General features: G+C 65.7%; 16 protein-coding genes and 2 pseudogenes. 9 read left to right on the plus strand and 9 right to left on the minus strand.

What is annotated here, in order from left to right:
* Window positions 1–45 precede the first annotated feature (45 nt).
* Together ACVWYQ_RS13480 and ACVWYQ_RS13485 are read left to right on the plus strand one after the other, a co-directional pair.
* Window positions 46–1560: an ATPase domain-containing protein gene (locus tag ACVWYQ_RS13480; protein ID WP_271540712.1), complete on the plus strand. Its 1515-nt coding sequence runs from the start codon at window positions 46–48 to the stop codon at window positions 1558–1560.
* On the plus strand, window positions 1557–3263 hold the full coding sequence (locus ACVWYQ_RS13485; protein ID WP_271540713.1) for an ATP-binding protein: 1707 nt from the start codon (window positions 1557–1559) through the stop codon (window positions 3261–3263). The genes ACVWYQ_RS13480 and ACVWYQ_RS13485 overlap by 4 nt, the downstream gene beginning before the upstream one ends.
* A gap of 41 nt (window positions 3264–3304) precedes the next feature.
* Here the strand turns inward: ACVWYQ_RS13485 and ACVWYQ_RS13490 are convergent, their stop codons facing one another.
* The 4 genes from ACVWYQ_RS13490 to ACVWYQ_RS13505 all read right to left on the minus strand — a co-directional run bounded on the left by ACVWYQ_RS13490 (window position 3305) and on the right by ACVWYQ_RS13505 (window position 10055).
* Window positions 3305–3547 (minus strand): hypothetical protein, encoded by a 243-nt coding sequence (locus tag ACVWYQ_RS13490; RefSeq protein ID WP_036024966.1) that lies wholly within the window; start codon window positions 3545–3547, stop codon window positions 3305–3307.
* Between the two features lie 31 nt (window positions 3548–3578).
* Window positions 3579–4697 carry a DUF2336 domain-containing protein gene (locus ACVWYQ_RS13495; RefSeq protein WP_275508440.1) on the minus strand — a complete coding sequence of 373 codons (1119 nt, stop codon included), beginning with the start codon at window positions 4695–4697 and terminating at the stop codon, window positions 3579–3581.
* A 334-nt stretch (window positions 4698–5031) separates the two neighbouring features.
* The gene (locus ACVWYQ_RS13500) at window positions 5032–8691 is read right to left on the minus strand and encodes an AsmA family protein (RefSeq protein ID WP_456725699.1); all 3660 of its coding nucleotides are present in this window, start codon (window positions 8689–8691) and stop codon (window positions 5032–5034) included.
* Between the two features lie 134 nt (window positions 8692–8825).
* The gene (locus tag ACVWYQ_RS13505; RefSeq protein WP_404543337.1) at window positions 8826–10055 is read right to left on the minus strand and encodes a cytochrome P450; all 1230 of its coding nucleotides are present in this window, start codon (window positions 10053–10055) and stop codon (window positions 8826–8828) included.
* 131 nt (window positions 10056–10186) lie between these two features.
* On the opposite strand from ACVWYQ_RS13505, the pseudogene ACVWYQ_RS13510 reads away from it, so the two are divergent.
* A pseudogene (locus tag ACVWYQ_RS13510) lies at window positions 10187–10799 on the plus strand (TetR/AcrR family transcriptional regulator).
* A 26-nt stretch (window positions 10800–10825) separates the two neighbouring features.
* On the opposite strand, the gene ACVWYQ_RS13515 reads toward ACVWYQ_RS13510, so the two are convergent.
* The gene (locus tag ACVWYQ_RS13515; protein ID WP_271540718.1) at window positions 10826–11152 is read right to left on the minus strand and encodes a hypothetical protein; all 327 of its coding nucleotides are present in this window, start codon (window positions 11150–11152) and stop codon (window positions 10826–10828) included.
* 371 nt (window positions 11153–11523) lie between these two features.
* On the opposite strand from ACVWYQ_RS13515, the gene ACVWYQ_RS13520 reads away from it, so the two are divergent.
* From ACVWYQ_RS13520 to ACVWYQ_RS13530, 3 genes are all read left to right on the plus strand, one after another.
* Window positions 11524–11790, plus strand: coding sequence for a hypothetical protein (locus ACVWYQ_RS13520; RefSeq protein ID WP_271540719.1), 267 nt, complete (start codon window positions 11524–11526; stop codon window positions 11788–11790).
* The gene (locus tag ACVWYQ_RS13525; RefSeq protein WP_157284730.1) at window positions 11783–12079 is read left to right on the plus strand and encodes a hypothetical protein; all 297 of its coding nucleotides are present in this window, start codon (window positions 11783–11785) and stop codon (window positions 12077–12079) included. The genes ACVWYQ_RS13520 and ACVWYQ_RS13525 overlap by 8 nt, the downstream gene beginning before the upstream one ends.
* Window positions 12080–12203: 124 nt before the next feature.
* Window positions 12204–12482: a DUF1488 family protein gene (locus ACVWYQ_RS13530; protein WP_036037411.1), complete on the plus strand. Its 279-nt coding sequence runs from the start codon at window positions 12204–12206 to the stop codon at window positions 12480–12482.
* Window positions 12483–12581: 99 nt separating this feature from the next.
* On the opposite strand, the gene rpsU is transcribed toward ACVWYQ_RS13530, so the two are convergent.
* Window positions 12582–12857, minus strand: a complete 276-nt coding sequence (gene rpsU, locus ACVWYQ_RS13535; RefSeq protein ID WP_128263103.1) for a 30S ribosomal protein S21 — start codon at window positions 12855–12857, stop codon at window positions 12582–12584.
* Window positions 12858–13295: 438 nt separating this feature from the next.
* On the opposite strand from rpsU, the gene ACVWYQ_RS13540 reads away from it, so the two are divergent.
* The 3 genes from ACVWYQ_RS13540 (at window position 13296) to ACVWYQ_RS13550 (ending at window position 14109) form a co-directional block, all read left to right on the plus strand.
* Window positions 13296–13505 carry a cold-shock protein gene (locus tag ACVWYQ_RS13540; protein ID WP_197961561.1) on the plus strand — a complete coding sequence of 70 codons (210 nt, stop codon included), beginning with the start codon at window positions 13296–13298 and terminating at the stop codon, window positions 13503–13505.
* A 90-nt stretch (window positions 13506–13595) separates the two neighbouring features.
* Window positions 13596–13838, plus strand: a complete 243-nt coding sequence (locus ACVWYQ_RS13545; RefSeq protein ID WP_157284815.1) for a transcriptional regulator — start codon at window positions 13596–13598, stop codon at window positions 13836–13838.
* A gap of 49 nt (window positions 13839–13887) precedes the next feature.
* Entirely contained in the window at window positions 13888–14109 is a 222-nt protein-coding gene (locus ACVWYQ_RS13550; protein ID WP_027572524.1) for a hypothetical protein, read from the plus strand.
* A 348-nt stretch (window positions 14110–14457) separates the two neighbouring features.
* Here the strand turns inward: ACVWYQ_RS13550 and ACVWYQ_RS13555 are convergent, their stop codons facing one another.
* The 3 genes and pseudogenes from ACVWYQ_RS13555 to ACVWYQ_RS13565 form a co-directional block, all read right to left on the minus strand.
* Window positions 14458–14649 (minus strand): hypothetical protein, encoded by a 192-nt coding sequence (locus ACVWYQ_RS13555; RefSeq protein WP_271540721.1) that lies wholly within the window; start codon window positions 14647–14649, stop codon window positions 14458–14460.
* 129 nt (window positions 14650–14778) lie between these two features.
* Window positions 14779–17363, minus strand: a pseudogene (locus tag ACVWYQ_RS13560) (EAL domain-containing protein).
* A gap of 156 nt (window positions 17364–17519) precedes the next feature.
* Window positions 17520–18815: an MFS transporter gene (locus ACVWYQ_RS13565; RefSeq protein WP_271540743.1), complete on the minus strand. Its 1296-nt coding sequence runs from the start codon at window positions 18813–18815 to the stop codon at window positions 17520–17522.
* Window positions 18816–18885 lie beyond the last annotated feature (70 nt).

Consider the following 18885-nt stretch of genomic DNA (forward strand, 5'->3'; position numbering starts at 1 on the left):
TGGAGCGCATGGAGAGCTTTGGGAAGATACGCGTAAGGGGGGTTCATGACCGGTCAATCCGCGGCTGCCCCAGGCAGCGACCTCAAGGATTCGCCGAGAGTTTCGACCGGCAGCGAAGGACTGGACGATATCCTCGGCGGTGGCTTGGACCCGAACCGGATGTACCTCTATGAGGGACGACCCGGCACCGGCAAGACCACGATTGCGCTCCAGTTTCTGCTCCGCGGGGTGCGGGACGGCGAACGCGTACTCTACATCTCGCTTTCCGAGACGAAGCGCGAGCTCACCTTGGTCGCGCAACGACACGGCTGGTCGCTGGACGGAGTCGACATCTTCGAGCTTGTCCCGCCCGAGACGACGCTCGATCCCGAGCGGGAGCTGACGGTTTTTCATCCTGCCGAGATGGAGCTGAGCGAGACCACGGGTCTGATCTTCAAGGAGGTCGAACGGATCAATCCCACCCGCGTGGTGCTCGACAGTCTCTCCGAATTGCGGCTGCTGGCGCAGAACCCGCTCCGCTACAGGCGCCAGGTTCTGGCCCTGAAGCACTTCTTCACCAACCGCAATTGCACCGTGGTTCTGCTCGACGATCTGTCCTCTTCCCAGGACGACCTGCAACTGCATTCGATCGCACACGGCGTCGTGATGCTCGAGCAACTGGCCATCGACTACGGTGCCGAACGGCGACGGCTTCGCGTGATCAAGATGCGCGGCATCCGTTTTCGCGGCGGCTTCCACGATTTTACGATCGCGCAAGGCGGCCTGCGCATCTATCCCCGGCTCGTCGCAGCCGAACATCACAGATCATTCGAAGGCGACATGGTGTCCAGCGGCAACCCCGAGCTCGACCAGCTCCTCGGAGGCGGGCTCGAGCGCGGCACCAACGCGCTCCTGCTCGGCTCGGCCGGCGTCGGCAAGTCGTCACTTGCGCTGACCTACGCCATCGCGGCGGCGCAACGCGGCGAGCACGCCGTGTTGTTCGCATTCGATGAAGGACGCGGAACGGTTGAGGCACGTGCCAGGACGCTCGGACTGCCGCTGGACGAGCACCTCGCCTCCGGACGGATCCGCTTTCAGCAGATCGATCCCGCCGAATTGTCGCCGGGCGAGTTCGCGGCAACGCTTCGCCGCAGCGTCGAGGCCGACAATGCCCGCATCATCGTCATCGACAGCTTGAACGGCTATCTGAACGCGATGCCGGACGAACGCTTCCTCATTCTGCAGATGCATGAACTGCTCAGCTATCTGGCCCAGCAGGGCGTGCTCACCATCCTGATCCTCGCCCAGCATGGGCTCGTTGGCCCGATGGATACGCCGCTCGACATCAGCTATTTGAGCGATGCGGTGCTGATGCTGCGCTATTTCGAGTTCGGCGGGACGGTGCGGCGCGCGCTCTCGGTCGTCAAGAAGCGCAGCGGCAATCACGAACACAGCATCCGCGAGTTCCGGCTCGGCGGCGCGGGGATCAAGCTCGGTCCACCTCTCCAGGAGTTCAGCGGCATTTTCTCCGGCAATCCTCGTTACACCGGCACGGTGTTACCGGACGGACCGGCCGAATGAGTGCCGACCGGGACGACCGCATTCTGATATTCGCCCCGATCGGTCGCGACGGACCGGCATCGGCGGAGCTTTTTCGCGGCGCAAGCCTGGAAGCGGTCAATTGCCGGAGCTTGCCAGAACTCGTTGCCGAGATGGCGGCTGGCGTTGGAGCGGTTTTTTTGGCCGAGGAAGGACTATTCGGCAAAGACACGGCGCCGCTGGCACATTGGATTGCGAACCAGCCGCCATGGTCCGACCTTCCCTTTGTCGTTCTTACCAGCCATCGGGAGCAGCCGGCAGTTGTCGCATGGAGACGCAGTATCGTCGAGCTCCTGCGAAACGTTTCGCTGCTCGAACGTCCGGTCCAGCCGATCACGCTGACCAGCGCGATTCAATCGGCGATGCGCGCCCGACGGCGTCAATATGAAATCCGGGCTCTGCTCGAAGCACGCGAGCAGACCGCGCAGGAGCTCGAGAAACTGGTGGTCGAGCGGACGCGAGAGCTGGAAGAAGCCAACGAGCAGCTTCGCCTCGAAATGAACGAACGCACGCGCGTGGAGGAGACGCTGCGCCAGGCCCAGAAGATCGAGGCCATCGGCCAGCTCACCGGTGGTGTCGCCCATGACTTCAACAATCTCCTGATGGTGATTTCCGGCGGCCTCGACATGCTCGAACGCCAGACTGATCCGGCCCGCCGTCGCCGTCTGATGGACGGGATGATCCAGGCGGCGCAGCGCGGGGCAAGCCTGACCAAGCAGCTTCTGGCGTTCTCACGGCGGCAGAAGCTCCGGCCGGAGCCCGTCGACGTGGCCGCGCAGATCGGCGGGATGCGAGAACTGCTCGATCGCAGTTTGCGAGGCGATGTTCACGTCGAGTTCGACTTTCCGGACACTCTATGGCCGGTGGAGGTCGACCCCGGAGAGCTCGAGCTGGTCATTCTCAACCTGGCCGTCAATGCCCGCGATGCCATGCCCAATGGCGGGACGATCGTTGTGAGGGGCGAAAACCTACCTGGTTTCAACCACGGGCAGATCGCGGGCGACTACGTCCGCCTGTCCGTCATCGATACCGGCGTCGGCATGTCTCCCGAGATTTTGGCGCGCGTGTTCGAGCCGTTCTTCACGACCAAGGACGTGGGAAAGGGATCGGGGCTCGGGCTGGCGCAGGTCCACGGATTTGCCACCCAGTCCCGGGGCACCGTGCGAATTCAATCGGAAGTCGGGCGAGGCACGAGCATCGAGCTGTACCTGCCGCGATCGTACGAGCTTCCTTCCAGCGAACGACATCTGATCGACCTCACCAGGGTCCGGCCGAAAAAGAGCAATCAGGGCGAAATCCTGCTGGTGGAGGACGATGACGAAGTTGCCGCGCTGGTCAGCGAAATGCTCGGCCAGCTCGGTTACAACGTCACGCGGGCCGCGAGCGCTGCCGCGGCGCTCGGGGCTTTGGCCGATGGCCGCTCGGTCGATGTCGTTTTTTCGGATATCATGATGCCGGGCGGCATGAACGGGGTCGAGCTTGCGCGAGAGATCCGAAATCGGCGAAGCGACATCCCGGTGTTACTGACCAGCGGATATTCGGAAGCGTCCGCTCACGAGGCCGACGCAGCGGGCATTCAGATCCTGGCGAAGCCCTATCACATCGACGAGCTGGCGGCAGCGCTGAGCGCGGCGAGATCAAGTCTAAGGCTCGATGCGGAATCCAAGCGCTCCCATTCCTGCTGAGAGCGATCCCCGATTCGCTGCGTCTCGCAGGCTACGAAGTCTTACCGGAAATATCCCAGCACGAGATCGACGTCCGCGCTGCGGGCCGCCGTGCCGTTCAGCTCGGCGTCGATGACGCGGCGGCAGGCGTCCACCGCGGCGTGGTCGCCGAGGTCGTTGGCGGCTTCCAGCACGAGCCAGGCGGCGTCCACCGAGGCCTTGTCCGGAGCTGCGCCGCCGAGATCGGTGGCGCCGGCATTGGCGAGATTCTTCTTGCGAACGGCGGTGCCGAATTGAGGCAACATTGCAGGTACTCCCCTCTCCTCAGTGGACCTGTCAGTGGACTTGAAGTTCGGGCTGACGGCCCGCATCGGCACCCGCGCCGGTCTTGCGCGACTGGTAGAACTTCAGAATGCTGCGCGACGTCTCGATCTTGAGCCGGCCGTACTCGCGCTCGTTGTCCTGGAGCTCGCGCGCCGTGATCAGATGATCCTTGGCGCCGAGGAACAACAGCGACATCGTCGTGTCCCAGGAGAAGTCGAGCGCCTTGCACAGCACCAGGATCATCTCGCGGTTGCGGTCCATCAGCGCGCGCTCGATCACGTCGACCGGCAGCGCCGACAGCAGCGACAGGCCGATCTGCACCTCGTCGAAGCGATGCTGGCGGGCATAGTTCGAGATCGAGTCCTGGTTGAGATTGCCCTGGCGATACTGCGTCGTGACCACGCGCTTGGCGACGAAATAGCTGCGCGAGGACGGGCCGAACTTGGACTGGAGATCGCCGGTGACCTCGGTGACCGAGCTCTGGATCTGCGACATCATCTCGGGCCGCTCGGTCTCGAGGCGGCGGCGGACGTCTTCGGAGGCCTTCGCGATCAGCTGCTGGAAGATGTGGCGCGGCACGTCTTTGCGCAGGCCGAGCTGCTCGGCAAGGATCGAATCGCCCTCGGCGCGGCGGACCATGTGCAAGAGACCCGAGCCGGAGAAGCGCGCGCCCTCGTTCTTGGCGACCGAAGTCACGACCTCCTGGTTGCCGCGCTTGACCAGCACGTCGGTCACGGCTTCGCCGATCGACTGGCGCTGCGAGATCGCCAGCAGATGCGCCTGGCCCTTGGTCATGGCGCTCTGGACCAGCATCTTCTCGTCGATGCGGTTGGAATCGCGCAGCACGGGACCGGCAACCGCGATCTCGTCGTCGAGGGCGAGCCTTTCGATGACGTTGAGCGGAGCATGATCGCAGGCCGACATCACTTCGGAGAGCTGCGCGCGCGCTGCCACCTCGATCTCGTCGGCGAGCCGGCCGATCACCTCGCCGAACATGCTGATCTCGTCGTCGCTGTAGCGGCCGGTGATCAGGATGTCGGTCGCATGCCACAATGCACGCGTCCGGCTTTCGTCGGTGCCGCGCGCGATCGCGTCGTCCAGATCCTGCAGAAGCGATTTCGCCCCGTTCATCTCGATCACCCCAGTTCTTGGCAGCCCGTTGGCGAGCCGTCCCGCCGCTCGCGTCGCGACGCCGAATTCCTCTGGGAACCCACGCTAGAGATGAAACGCGAGAATTCAGTAAAGTCGGCAAATCAGTTTTGCCGACGAAAATTCGTTCAAATGCGAGGGAATGGATTTACTGTTGTGCAAGAGCCGAGAAGCTTTGGGCACTGAAACCTCTCCGCGTCATGGCCGGGCGTGTCCTGGCCATCCACGCCTTGCCGCATGGCACAAAGAACGTGGATGCCCGGGACAAGCCCGGGCATGACGAGCATCGGCACCGGAGCGCTTTAGATAGCGCCGTCTACGGATTCTGCGGCGTCAGCACCAGCGGCGGCTTCGGCCTGGGCTTGGCGGGCGGCGGGCCCGGGGCGGGCTTCACGTCGATGGCCGGAGGGAGCGGCGCGAGCTGCTGGCTCGCGAGCGGCGGGCTCGTCAGTGAAGGGCTGGGCGCGGCGGGCGCGGCCTGCGGAGCTTTCGGGGTCGGCGCCACCCTGGGCTTTGCCGGCGCGCGGCGCGGGTCCTGGCCCGGCAGCGGCACGTTGGGTGGCGCCTGCTCGGTCGCTATCTCCGGTGACACCAGCGTCGGCAGCGCAGCGGTGGCCGGCGGCGGCTCGCCGCGCTCGATGGCGTCGAGCCGCCGCGTCTCGCGATCGATCGTGCGCACCGCGAGCCATGACGACAGCGGTGCGAGGTCGATGGTACGGGTCAGCCTGTCGGGCGGGCCTGCCGCAAACAGCTGGATCTCGGGCGGGGCGCCGGAAAGCCCGGTCATGATTGGCGTCAGGCTGGCGCGGATGTCGGCCTGGTCCGCCGGAATGTCGTAGCCGCCGGAGACGATGGCGCGGGCGTTCTTCGCTTCCAGCGGCGTTGCGCCGATGCGCAGGCGGCCGTCGCGGATCGTGAACGGAATCTGCGCCGAGGGCACCGCGATGCGCCCCGCCGACAGCGCGGGCTCGACAAGCTGCCGCAGCCGGTTGTCGTCATTGACCTGGCCGCCGTCGCTGGCTCGGATGGCGATCTCGAACGCACGCGGATTGAGGCCGGCGATCTCGGCGGATTCGAGCGTCACCGTGCCGTTGCCGGCGAGCGCGCCGGTCAAGGCCGCGACGCTGCGGCCCTGGCTGGTCAGCGCCATCTGCACCGAGGCGCGCCCCTTGGGCAGGGCGAGGTCGCGATAGCGCAGCGCCGCCGCATCGACGTTGCTGAGCTCGATGCGCGCGTTCAGCGCAAGACCACCCGCGCCATTGCGCGCGTCCAGGCTTGCGGACATGTCGCCGCCGCCGACGCCGCCCTTGAGCGCATCGAATGCGAGCGACTGGCCGTCGCTCCGGATCGTGCCGCCGAAGGGGCGGAGCTCTATGCCGCCGGGCAACGTTCCGCGTAAGGCCTGGAAGGCGATGCGGCCGCGCCAGCCGCTGACCAATCCTGCGCTGAGCGGCTCGCCGGACTCACGACCGGCTGCGCCGACGGCGATTGCGAGCGCCGGCGCCAGATCGAGCGAGTCGAGACCGACCTCGCCGTCGATGCTCTTGTCCTGATCGAGCGTCACCGAAACATGGCCGCGCAGATGCGAGCCCGCGGCATTGCCTTCGAGATCGCCGAAGGTCAGGCGATTGCCGGAGAGCGTGAGGCGGGAGGACAGGCTGACATTCTGCGCCGACTTGCCGGCCAGGCTGGTCCCGAGCAGCGGCGCCAGATTGGCGTTGCGCACGCGCAGGTTCACGCTCGCCTTCGGTTCGAACGATTTGGGTTCGGACGATTTGGGCTCCGACCATTCGACGCTGCCTTGCGCGTCGGCATCGAGCCCGCCGCCGCTGAGCTTTGCGTTCAATTGCGAGGGACGGCGCCAGGCTCCGCTCAACCGTCCTTCGAATTGCGAGGCGCCCTCGCCCGCGGCCACGATGCGATCGAGCCCGAGCAGCGCCAACAGCGCGCCGGCCTGCGGCGCCGCGACTTTCGCGTCCAGCGTGAAGTCGCTGTTGCGCAGGCGTTCGAGGTCGATACCGCCGATGGCGGCCGCCGGCGTCTGCGCGGCCAGGGTCGCCGTGGTCTTGAGCTGCGGTGCGTCGAGGTCGAGCACGAAGCGGGCATTGCTGCGATCGGCATGCTCGGCGTTCTTGTCGAGGCTGAGATCGAGCTTGAGACGGGTCGCGCCTGGCAAGGACGGGAGCGCATCGAGGCGCGCGCGCAGCGCGGGCGCGAACGGCTCGACCAGCGCGGTGAGCTCGCGCAGCGAATTGGCCGAGGATTTCAGCGCGAGCTTGCCGGTCGTCTTGGTGCGGTCGAAGCTGCCGCTCGCCTCCGAGGTCACGCCGCCGCCCTGGCCGAAGCGCAGCTGCTCCAGCGACAGCGACGCCGGGCTGTAGGCGAGCCTGGCTGCGAACGGCCGCAGCTCCTGGCCGGCGGAGATCGCGCGGCCGATATCGAGCGAGAGCTTTGCCTCTTCCGGCCATTCGCCTTGCGGCCCCGCCAGCGCGCGCACGAAGCTCGCGGCGGCATCGAGGTCGAGACGGTCGGCCCTGAGGTCCGCATCGATCCGCGAGCCCTTGCTCGCGCCTGTCTGCACGAAGACGATGCGGCCTTCGACCGCGCCGCCGTCGATGTCGGCCTTCAGCCTCTCGATGGCCAGATGATTGGCGGCGATGGTGACGTCGCCGGAAAGGCGCAGCGGCCGCGTGCTGCGGCGATTGATCTCGCTGCGGCCCTGCAGCCAGGCCACCAGCGTGTCTGGATCGGAGGATTCGACGCTGAGCCGGCCGCTGAAACTGTCGGCGCCGGGAGCTGCGCCATTGAGCGAGACCTGCGTCATGCCGGGCGCGCGCAGCTCCAGCCGCCGGAACGTCCAGGACCGGCCGTCGGTCGCAAGCTCGGTCGCGATATTCTGGAGCGGACGGCCGCCGAGCATGATCTGATCGGCATTGAACTCGATCTGGGCAGGGATCGGCACCTGCGGGATCGCCGCCAGCCCTGCGCGCAGCGCCGGCAGGACGCGCTGCGGATCGGCATCGTCCTTGGCGGTCAACCTGTCGGCATCGACCTGCCGCGCCGACAGCACCGCGCGCAGCAAGGGCGATGCGCCAAACCTGAGGTCGCCCACGCCGCCGAGCTTCAGCGCGGTGTCCTCCGGGCCGAAGCTCGCGTCGATCTGCTCGAATTTCGCGCCGGCCGGATCGGCCTTGAGCCTGGTCGCCAGCTTCCAGGGCGTCGGTCCCGCCTCGCCCGCCTTCCTGGCCGCGGGCACGGCGAGGGTCAGCGCGCCCTCGAATTTCGGCTGGCGGTTGTCGAAGGCGAGCACGCCCTCGAGATCGGCGAGGATGGCGCGCTCGCCGGGATCGATGTTGAGGTGGAGACGGGTGGCGCTGCCGTCGGCGCTGGGGCCGGAGGAGACACGGAACGGGTAGCGCACGCCGCGCGCGGCGAAGCTGCCCTCGCCCCGCACCGAGCCTGCGAGCGAGCGCACGTCGCCGGAGAAGGCGATGTCGTTCAATTCCAGCGTCGAGCGGCTGGCGGCATCGTGCAAGGCGATGCGGCCGGCGAGGTTCAGCCGCTCGATGGCGAGGGAGGCCAGGTTGAAGGTGCCGCTCGCGGTGGAGGGCAAATCGACCCGTCCGCGCGCGTCCAGGCCAAGATCGACCACCATGCCGCCGACCGAAAGCTCGGTGGCGCGCCATTCGCCGCGCATCAGGGAGCCGAGGCTGAACTCGACGTCGAGCTTGTCGGCGCGCAGGCGGCCGAGATCGTTGTTGCCACCGAAGGTGACGCCGCGCAGCCGCAATGTCGGCGCCGGCAACAGCCGCGCATCGAGCTCGCCCGCCACCCGCACCGGCACGCCGATGATCTTGCCGGCCTCCGCCTCGAACTGGGGCCTGAACTGGTTCCAGTCGATGTAGTAAGGCCCGATCAGCGCGGCCAGCAGCGCAATGATGAAGGCAATCGCCAATCCGAGCAGCGTCGTCTGCACGGGTCTCCCCTCGGCCAAACCGGCCTGGGCCGAAGCTGAGAGCCTCAGGCGCGCCGGAACAGCCCCTTATATAGGGGGAAGTGTGGCGAAGTCACAGCGACTGTTGCGCGCGGAGGTTAACGCGCAAGCCCCCTTCACCAGCTCGCCGGCAGCCGCTTCAGCCCGCGCAGCACGAAGGTCGGCCGCCATTCCGGGGTCTCGATGTCGTCGATGCGCAGATCCGGCAGCCGCCGCAGCAGGGTCGCGATGGCGATCTCGGCCTCGATCCGCGCCAATTGGGCCCCCAGGCAGAAATGGATGCCGCCGCCGAACGACAGCGGCTTGACGTTCGCCCGGGTGACGTCCAGCCGGTCGGGCCTGTCGGGGTAGACCGCGCCATCGCGGTTGGCCGAGCCGAGCAGGCACAGCACGGTCTCGCCCTTGGGGATCTTCACGCCGCCGAGGTCGTCGATATCCTCCAGCGTAACGCGCCCGGTCATCTGCACCGAGGAATCATAGCGCAGGAACTCCTCGACCGCGTTCGTGATCAGCTCCGGTTTCGCCTTCAGCAGCGCAAGCTGATCCGGGTTGCGGTGGAGCGCGAGCAGCCCGTTGCCGATCAGGTTGACCGTGGTCTCGTGCCCTGCGCCGAACAGCAGGATGATGTTGGCGGTCAGCTCCTCGTTGGTGAGCTTGTTGCCGTCCTCCTCGGCCTGCACCAGCTGGGTGATGAGGTCGTCGCCGGGATTCTTGCGGCGCAGCTCGAACAGCTGCTGGAAATACATCTGCGCCATCAGGTTGGCGGCGTTGCCCTGTTTGATCTCCTCCGGCGAGAGCGGCACGGGATCGAGCAGCCGCCCGCCGTCCCGCGAGCTCTTGTAGAACACCTCGCGATGCTCCTCGGGGATGCCGAGCATGTCGCAGATGATGGTGACGGGCAGGCGGAAGGCGAAATCCTCGATCAGGTCCATGTGCCCGCGCGCGATCACGGCATCGATCGCCTGGTCGACGATCTCCTGGATCCGCGGCCGCATGTCCTCGACGCGGCGGGCGGTGAAGGCCTTCACGACCAGGCCACGCAGGCGCGTGTGGTCCGGCGGATCGGCTTGCAGCATCCATTGGCTCATGCTGCGAAACACCGGCTCCTTCATGATCTCCGGGCCGTAGCGGCGCGTGGTGCGTTCGACGAAATCCTTGCCGAAGCGCTTGTCACGCAGCACGAGGCTGACCTCGGCGTGACGGCTGGCGACGTACTGGCCGAACGGCGTCACATGGATCGGATCGACCGTGCGCAGCCGTTCATAGTGCGGATAGGGATCGCGGATGAAATCCGGCGAGAGCGGGTTGAACAGCGGTCCGCCAAATGGTTGCACTTGCTCGTTCATGGTGACCTCGGATCGGTTGCCGCATGACACGCATACGCAAGGCTGCCCCATCGCCCGGCGTAACCATCCCTCGAAGATTATCAACTCGATACATTGTTGTATCGAGTTGCATTCTGCCCTAAGCTGCGCCGATGTCAAGGGTGAGAACCAGGCCGACCAGGGACGACACGCGCGAGGCGCTGTTCGAGGCGGCCGCGCGCGTGTTCGAGGCGGACGGCATCGGCGGCGCCCAGCATCGAGGCGATCGCGGCGGCGGCGGGCTTCACCCGCGGCGCGTTCTATTCGAACTTCAGGAGCAAGGACGAATTGATCTTCGCCATGCTCGAGGATCATGTCGCGCAGTCGATCCGGCGCAACATGGACATCCTGGCGCAGCACGACAATCTCGACGATTTCATCGCGGCGCTGAAGGCGATGGATCGCAGCCGCCAGGATCCGCTCGGCCGCTCGCCCCTGCTCCACATGGAGATGATCCTGTTCGTCGCGCGCGCCGAGAAGCGCCGCCCGGAGCTCGCCAAACGCCTGCGGGCGCGGCGCAGGCTGGTCGCCGACATCGTCGAGGCGACATCGAAGAGCAACGGGCGCAACGTCAATCTGAACCCGCCCTGGATCGCCTCCGTCGTGCTCGCGCTGGAAGACGGCTTTCGCCTGCACCGGCTGATCGACCCCGAGACGACGCCGGCCGACAGTTTCCTGCGCGCGATCACGGATCTCCGGCGCAGGACTGGATTGGCCCCGGCCTAGCGGGTGCCTTCCGCGACCGGCGCTCCTTACTTCTTCTTTGCGGGTCCGAAATCCGGTTGCCAGGCGACTTCCTTGCGGGACGGAGCCGCGGCGATGACCTTGGCCTTTTCCTTCTTCGGCTTCTTGGCTTCGCGGTTGCCGCGTTGCTGGCCCTTTGCCATGTCGCTCTCCGTTGCTGGTTTGAGTTCGTCGAATTCATTCGGCTGCAGGACACGGCCGCGCGGGGTGCAGACCCTGACGTCCATGTAGCCCTCGCGCAGCAGCTTTTCCGCGAGACGTAGCGCGACCGTCGCAGTTCCGCGGCCGAGATTGGAGCTGCCGTATTCGTTGGTGCCGCTGACCAGATACGGCACGCGTGTTGTCCTAGCCATTGATGACCGCAGCGGCGCACACGAGAATCAGAAGAAACAGCGGAACGATCACCGGCGGCACGATCCATTCCAAGATGCGGACACGCGACATCGAACGCTCCTGCGAAGCCTTCGGCGGGAGCACACGTGACCCTCAGTCACCGGTCGATGCCGTTGAGAAGCGCGGTGATGACAACGACCCTACGCCCGGGCCGAACCAATAGCGAGCGCTAAATGCGTCGCGGGCCAGCGCCGCACCGTGACAAACCGTTCGCCGCTAACGCAGACGATAGTGCTGGCTATTGCCGCGCCAAAGGCGCATGCTCGTCGCAGCCAGCACCGGTTGGGGCTTCACTTGCGAAAGGCAGGCGTGCATGACCATCCGCTCGCGGCGAGAGACCGTCATCTTCAGGCGTCCGTTCCAAATCCGCGGCATCGCGCGCACCTTGCCGGCGGGCACTTACGAGGTCGTCACGGATGAGGAGACGATCGACGGCTTGACATTCGCCGCCTATCGCCGGGTTGCCACGATGATCACTGTCCCTGCGGAAGGCCTGCGCGGTACCACGGAGGTACTGTCGATCGGTTCTGTCGATCTTGCTGATGCGCAAGCAGCGGACGCGAGCATAGCCAATGACTGACCGGCCGGTCGATCTCGACAAGCACCGTGGCATGGCCGCGCAGAAGGCCACCGACCTGCGCCGCGCGCTGGCCGAGGTCGAGGCCCATGTCAGGGAGTTGCGCGAGCGCGAGGCCGATCTCGAGCACCGCATGATGACGGTGCCCGCTGCGTCCTGGCAGGAAGCCGCGGTGAAGGCGCGCCATCTGCTCAACCTCTATGCTGCGAGTCTTCCGGCAGAGGACACGCGCCACCGCGCGCTCGTGTCGGCGCTGTTCGACGATTTCGCACGGCTGTCCGGGGACGGCTGAGCCGAGCGACGGCCGCCCGCATTCTACGCGCATGCCGGTGCGAGCCAGGAAACCGGCGCGCGGTCCCGGTCAATGACCGGATGGCGCGACCGCGCCAGGACACCGACGTGCAATGGAGTAGGCCATGACCCTGACGAGCGGCCGCTTTATCGGCCATGAATACGAGCGGATGATCGTACGGTTCTCGATGCATGACGGCGCCAGGGAGATTCCTTGCGCAATTTCGACCTCCGCGATGGACGATCTCGAGCAGGGCCCGCAAGTCAGGCCCGAGCAGCGGGAAGCCCAATTCGCGCGTCTACGGGATCGCATCGAAGCGTGTGCTGCGAGCAAGTATCGCGCCACAGAGTTCGAAGGTACCCCGCCGGGCATCGTTCTGCGCGGCATCGATTTCAGGCGATAGGATCTCAGCCCATCGAAGACAGCCCGCGAAGCCTGGTCGGGCTTTTCTGCAGCGTCACGCTGACGCGGCATGGTATGAGATCCGGAAAGTCGATCGTTGCTACTCGGGCCTTGCCTTGATCTCCGGCAATGGCGGCTTGCGCTCGAAAGGTTTCTTTTTCGGCGGCGCGGGCAGCAATCCTTCCCTGATCGCCTGCTTGCGAGCCAGCTTGCGGGCGCGGCGAACGGCCTCGGACTTCTCGCGGGTCTTCCTCTCCGACGGCTTTTCGTAGGACCGTCGCTGCTTCATTTCCCGGAAGACGCCCTCACGCTGCATCTTCTTCTTGAGAACGCGCAGTGCCTGCTCAACGTTGTTGTCTCTGACGAGTACGTGCAATTGATCCTCCTGGCTCGGGCTGCGAATGCGACACGTCCTGCAGGGCAGCCAATTGCGCAGGAGCTTCATTGCGATGTGTGATGATGGTGGGCCGCGACATTGGTCGCGGCTTCGGACGAGCCGATCTGCTTGTCACAGCGAGCAGCTTGGTGGCGCCACGTGACCATTGTCGTGCTGCGCTGTCAATCGATAACGCCTTGCTCGCTGATTGACCGACACTCGCAAAGCGCCACGATCGGAACAGAAGAACCGCCTTGCAGCAAACAAACTGGCTTCGCTCCTTGCAAATGCGCGAAAGTCGTATATATTGAAGTTGTTCGATTAGCCGCTGTGCCTTGTTGAATGCGCCCGCGGGCTCCTTTTCCAAAGACATCGACGAAGTTGAAGGTAACCGCGCGATTGTCGCGCGGGATGCGCTCGCGCGCTTTGGAGAAGACAATGACGACAGGTACGGTCAAGTGGTTTAACGGCCAAAAGGGCTTCGGTTTCATCCAGCCAAACGACGGTGGCAACGATGTGTTCGTTCACATCAGCGCCGTTGAACGGGCTGGGCTCGCTGGTCTGGGCGAGGGCCAGCAGGTCAATTTCGAGATCAAGACCGACAAGATGCGGGGCAAGTCCAGCGCCGAGAACCTCTCGCTGGCTTGATATCTTGGCGCCGTTTCACGGATGTACTGAAACGGTCGCTTTGCCCGCTCAATCCCTGGATTGAGCGGGTTTAGTCTTTGCGGGTGAATGATGAGCAGCAAGAAGCCGGCAGAGCCGTCACCCGAAAGCATTGCGCGTTCCGATCGCAAGCGCCTGGCCGCTGAAGAGGGCGCGCGGGCATTGGCGGACGTGGAAAGGCAAGCCATCGAGGTTCGCAAGAACATGGCGCGGCTCCGAGAGGCGCGCCAGGCAAGGGAAGCGGCCGATGAAGCTCTTCGGTCGACTTTGCCGGTGCCTAAGCTCAAGAAGCGGACAAGGAAGCTGGCGCGATAGCCGTCCAACATCGCCGGCGAAATCTGAAGTGCCGATCCCATGCCGGAGAGTGCAGATCGTGCCTCGCATAAAGCCAGATCACGGAACCATCACTTTCTTTCTCGCGTCCGGCGCAAATCGGCAGATGTGCCGGCTTGCAACGACATTCAACACGCAGAAGCAGGCCTTCAGCTATCTACAGAAGCATCGCACGGAATTCGAGCGTATGGCGCGGGCGCGCCTGGCTTCAGGAGAGCTCGAAGACGGGATTGTCGTCCTGTCGATGCTCTGAATCGCGATTATCTCCGAGATGAGCGTCATCCTGGTTGACCGGTCCAGCTCTCGTCATAGAAGGACGCTCTGAAGGCGCTCCCGCCTGCGTGCCTATGCGACACTAACTCGTCTTCTCGGAGGGGCTTTGTCGCTCGGCCTCCCTCGCCAGACGTTCGGCCTTTAGCCGCTCGCGATTTGCGTGGAAGGCTTGGTCTGCTTTCTCGTAATCAGTCGCTGGTTTCGTCGCGGTCTGCTTGAACAGGTTGTTCGCCTCGGTTACCGCACGCGCTTGGGAATTCCGTCTCATGGCTTGTCCTCCGTCGTGAATTCGACGTCCGCCGGCGTGGCGGCTTGGTTGCTGCTCGGCCTATTCTCGGGTCGGCTTGCGGCGCTTGGACCGAACAATTCGCACCCCGCGGAACTCGTTGGGCCCATCGAGCAGATGCTGCTTGCGGGTTGCCCTATCCTCCGCCGTCGTTGCCGCATCGCCCATGCGGTCGATCTTGTCAGCGGCCATTTTGCGAGCGCGCACCTTCTGATTATCCTGATCGGCGTGCAACGCAAGCCTCAAGTCCACCAGACGGCTTATTGCCCCGGACCATGGCGCGGTACCTCTCCGGTGGATGCCGTACACCAAACCGTCTGTCGCAGATGCGTTCCTATGGGCCGGGAATATCGCCCAAGGCGGCTACGCCGTCCGCTTCGCCGCCTCGTGTCCGACTGCCGCAACATCGAGCCGCCCCAGCATCGCCCTCGCCTGCTCGGCGCAATGCTCGATCAGCCAGCGCTCGAAGGCGGCCGGCGGCAGCGGGGGAGCGTAGAGGAAGCCCTGGACGATGTCGCAGCCGAGCTCGGCCAGCGTGCTGCGCTGCCCCTCGGTCTCGACCCCCTCGGCGACCACGCTCATGCCGAGGCCCTGACCGACGCGGACCACGGCGGTGGCGATCGCGAGCGCGCCCGCGTCCTGCTCGATGTCACGCATGAAGCTGCGGTCGATCTTGAGCTCGCGGATCGGCAGATGCGCGAGCCGGCTGAGGCTGGAATAGCCGGTGCCGAAATCGTCCACCGAGAGGCCGACGCCGAGCTCGCGGATCGCGTTCATCGTCTCCAGCGCCGCGGCGCCGTCCTGCATGAACGCGCCTTCGGTAATCTCCAGCATCAGCGCGTCCGGCCGCAGATCGTGCTCGGCCAGATGTCCTTGAGCCGCGCGGCCAGCGTGACGTTGCGGAAATTGATCGGCGACAGGTTGACCGAGACGCAGGGGATGTTGAGCCCGGCGCGGCGCCAGCTCGCCATCTGGCGGCAGGCCTCGCGCACGGACCACAGGCCGATCTGCTCGATCAGCCCGCATTCCTCGGCGAGCGGGATGAACTTTGCCGGAGAGACGTCGCCGAGCTCAGCATCGCGCCAGCGCGCGAGCGCCTCGACGCCGTGGATCGCGCCGTCGCAGCTGCGGATCTGCGGTTGGTAGTTGAGGCTCAGCGCACCTTCCGCGACGGCGCGGCGCAGCGCCGCGATCAGCGCCAGCCGCTGCTCCGCGAGCACGTTCATCTCGGCACTGAAGAGGCGATGCGTCGAGCGTCCGGCCTGCTTGGCCATGTACATGGCGGCATCGGCCTGCTGCATCAATGTGTCGATGTCGGTGGCGTGATCGGGATAGAGGCTGATTCCGATGCTGGCGGACATCGGCATCAGCTTCGATCCGAGCCGCAACGGTGCGGACAGGGCCTCGGTGATCCCGGCCGCGATGCGCTCGGCGGCCTCGGCATTGCGTTGCGGCAGCAGGATGACGAACTCGTCGCCGCCGAGCCGTCCCAGCATGTCGTCGGGACCGATCTGCTCGCGCAGGCGCTGCGCGAGCAGGATCAAGAGATCGTCGCCGGCGGCGTGGCCGAGCGTGTCGTTGACGTCCTTGAAATGATCGACGTCGAGGAAGGCGAGCGCGACATGGCCTCCGGTCGGACAGGCATTAATCGCGGTCGTGATCAGGTGGCGCAGCTGCGCGCGGTTCGGCAGGCCGGTGAGCATGTCGTGATAGGCGAGCCGCGCGATTTCGGCGCGCGCCTCCTTGCGCTCGATCGCGAATGCGCCGAGGTTGACGCAGGCATCGACGATCTCGTGGTGCCATCTGCTCGGCGCCCGCGGTTCGCGATAATAGAAACCGAAGGTGCCGATGACCCGGCCGTCCTTGGCCTTGATCGGCGTCGACCAGCAGGCGCGCAAGCCCACTTCGAGCGGCCGCGCCTTGTAGGGCTGCCAGCGCGGATCGGCATCGATGTCGGCGACCAGAACCGGAATGCCGTAAAAGGCTCCGGTTCCGCACGTGCCGACCTCGGGACCGATCGCGATGCCGTCGAGCGAACGGGAATAGTCCTCGGGCAAGCTCGGGCCGCCCAACGGATGGAGCAGGCCGGCGGCGTCGACGTGCAGCAGCGAGCAGACGACGCCGGGCGCGATCTGCTCGACGCGGCGGCACAGCCGATCGGCAATCTCGGTGATCGGCGCCTCGTCGGCGAGCGCCGCCATGATCAGTTGCTGCAGCGAGCGCAGCTGCCGGGATTCGGTGATGTCCTCGAGCAGCGCGAAGATGTGCTTGACCCGGCCTTTCTTGTCGCGGAAGGCGTCGATCCGGGCAGAGACCCAGATCTCCTCACCATCGCTGTCGTAGACGAGCACCTCGGCCTCGTCGCGCTGGCCGCTCTGCATCAGCCGCTTGACGAGCTTCGCAACCGCCTTGCGATCGGTGTGGCGGCCGGCGATGAGCTCGCCGGCGCGGCGGCCTTCGGCCTCCTCGCTGGTATAGCCGAACAGCGCCGTGAACGCGGAATTGACGTAGACGATGTTCTGCTCGACGTCGGTGATGATCACCACGCGGTTGGTCTGGTCGGAGACTGCGTGGAGAAGTGCGATCCTGGCGCGGCGTTCGGCATCGAGGGTGACGTCGCGCGCGAACACGATGTGATGGGTCGCGCCGTCGACCGTCGCCGACGACATCGCGATCTGCGCCTTGATACGGCTGCCGTCGCGCCGCGCGAGGCTGATCTCCTCGCGGAAATCCGCGGTCGCACCGGCCTCAAGACATTTGAGGGTGAGGACGGCGGCATCGCGGCCGAGCACCTCGGCGGCAGCGAGCTTCCAGATCCGCTCCGCGGCGGGGTTGAAATGGGTGATGCGATGCGCCTCATCGACGATGACGATGCCGTCGTCGGCGCGTTCGAGCGCGGCGCGCAGCACGTCAGGAGTTTCTGTCGCAAGGTGATCGGAGGCGGGCATCGTCTGGACCAGCGGCATCGGGAAATGCGGCAATCGGCGAGAGGTTAACGCTCCGATGGTGTCCAAGACGTTTTTGCAATCCGGTCGCGCTGCGCCAAGAGGCGGCATGATTAACGCTTCGCGAAAACGCCGAAGGTATCTTGAAGCGTACTGGACCTATTCGGATCCCATTTTGAGCTTGGGCAGCCGGCCGGCCACGGCCCTCACCTTGCCCGGCGCCGCCCGCCAGATCGCGAGCGCCGACACGCCGCTCACCACCATGGCGAGGGCAAAAGCCAGCGTATAGTCCCCGACGCGATCATAGAGAACGCCGGTCAGCCATGGTCCGGCCGCACCGCCCGCCAGTGCCGCGAGCATGATCGTGCCGAAGATGCTGCCCTGGTGCCTGCCTTGGAATATCTCGAACACCACCGCGCCCATGATCGAGGTGAGGCCGTAGCCGAACGCGCCTTGCGTGAACACCATGAGATAGACCAGCCCGAGCGAAGCCTGGTACTTCAGCGCGATCAACGCGGCGTAGCAGACGACGAAACCCGCACAGCTGATCGCCCACACCCACTCCCTGCCGATGCGGTCGGAGACATGCCCCAGCATGATCTGGCCGGGGATACCGAGCAGGCTGACCATGCCGAGTGCCCACACCGCAACGCCGGGGCTGAAGCCGACATCGAGCAGGAATTTGGTCTGGTGCACCTGCACCGCGTACCAGACGTACAGGCCGCAAAAATAGCCGAGGGCGATCCACCAGAACCGCGCGGTCGCGACGGCTCGCCGCAGCGTCCAGTCGGTGTTGACCCAGGCGTGATCGACCACGTTGGAGACCGGCCCTGCCGCGCCTGCGGCCGGAGCGGCATCGCCGTCCGGCTGGAGGCCGATGTCCTCGGGACGCTTGTGCAGCAGCAAGTTGATCGGCGCCAGCGCGATCAGGACGAGCAGGCCCATCGCGGTGCAGGCGGTGCGCCAGCCGGTCTGCTCGATCATGTGCTGCACCCAGGGCAGCAGCGTCACCGAGCCGATACCGACGCCGGCAAAAGCGATGCCGATGGCGAAGCCGCGCTTGCGGATGAACCAGTTCGGCAGGAACAGTGACTGGCCGGAATAGCCGAGACAGACGCTGCCGGCGCCGACCATGACGCCGATGGTGACATAGAGGTGCCAGGGCGCGCTCGTCAGCGGCGCCAGCAGCAGGCCGCCGCCCATCAGCACGACCCCGAGCTCCATCACCGCGCGCGGACCGGCGCGGTCCATCAGGCGACCGATTAGCGGGCTGACCACGCCCGACACCACGAAGCCGAAAGAGAAGGCGCCCGCCGTGACGCCGCGCTCCCAGCCGAATTCGGAGATGATGGGCGGAAAGAACAGCGAAAAGGCGGTGCGCGCGTTGACGCCGATCGCCATGGTGACGAAGGTCACGGCGACCACGACCCAGCCGTAGAAGAACGGAAGCCGCATATTGTGTGCTTGTTTCATCCCTAGACGGTTCTTCGGACCATCCGGGCCTGTCCGGGTCAAGCGCTTTTCG

It is taken from the genome of Bradyrhizobium sp. USDA 3397, from assembly GCF_054060965.1.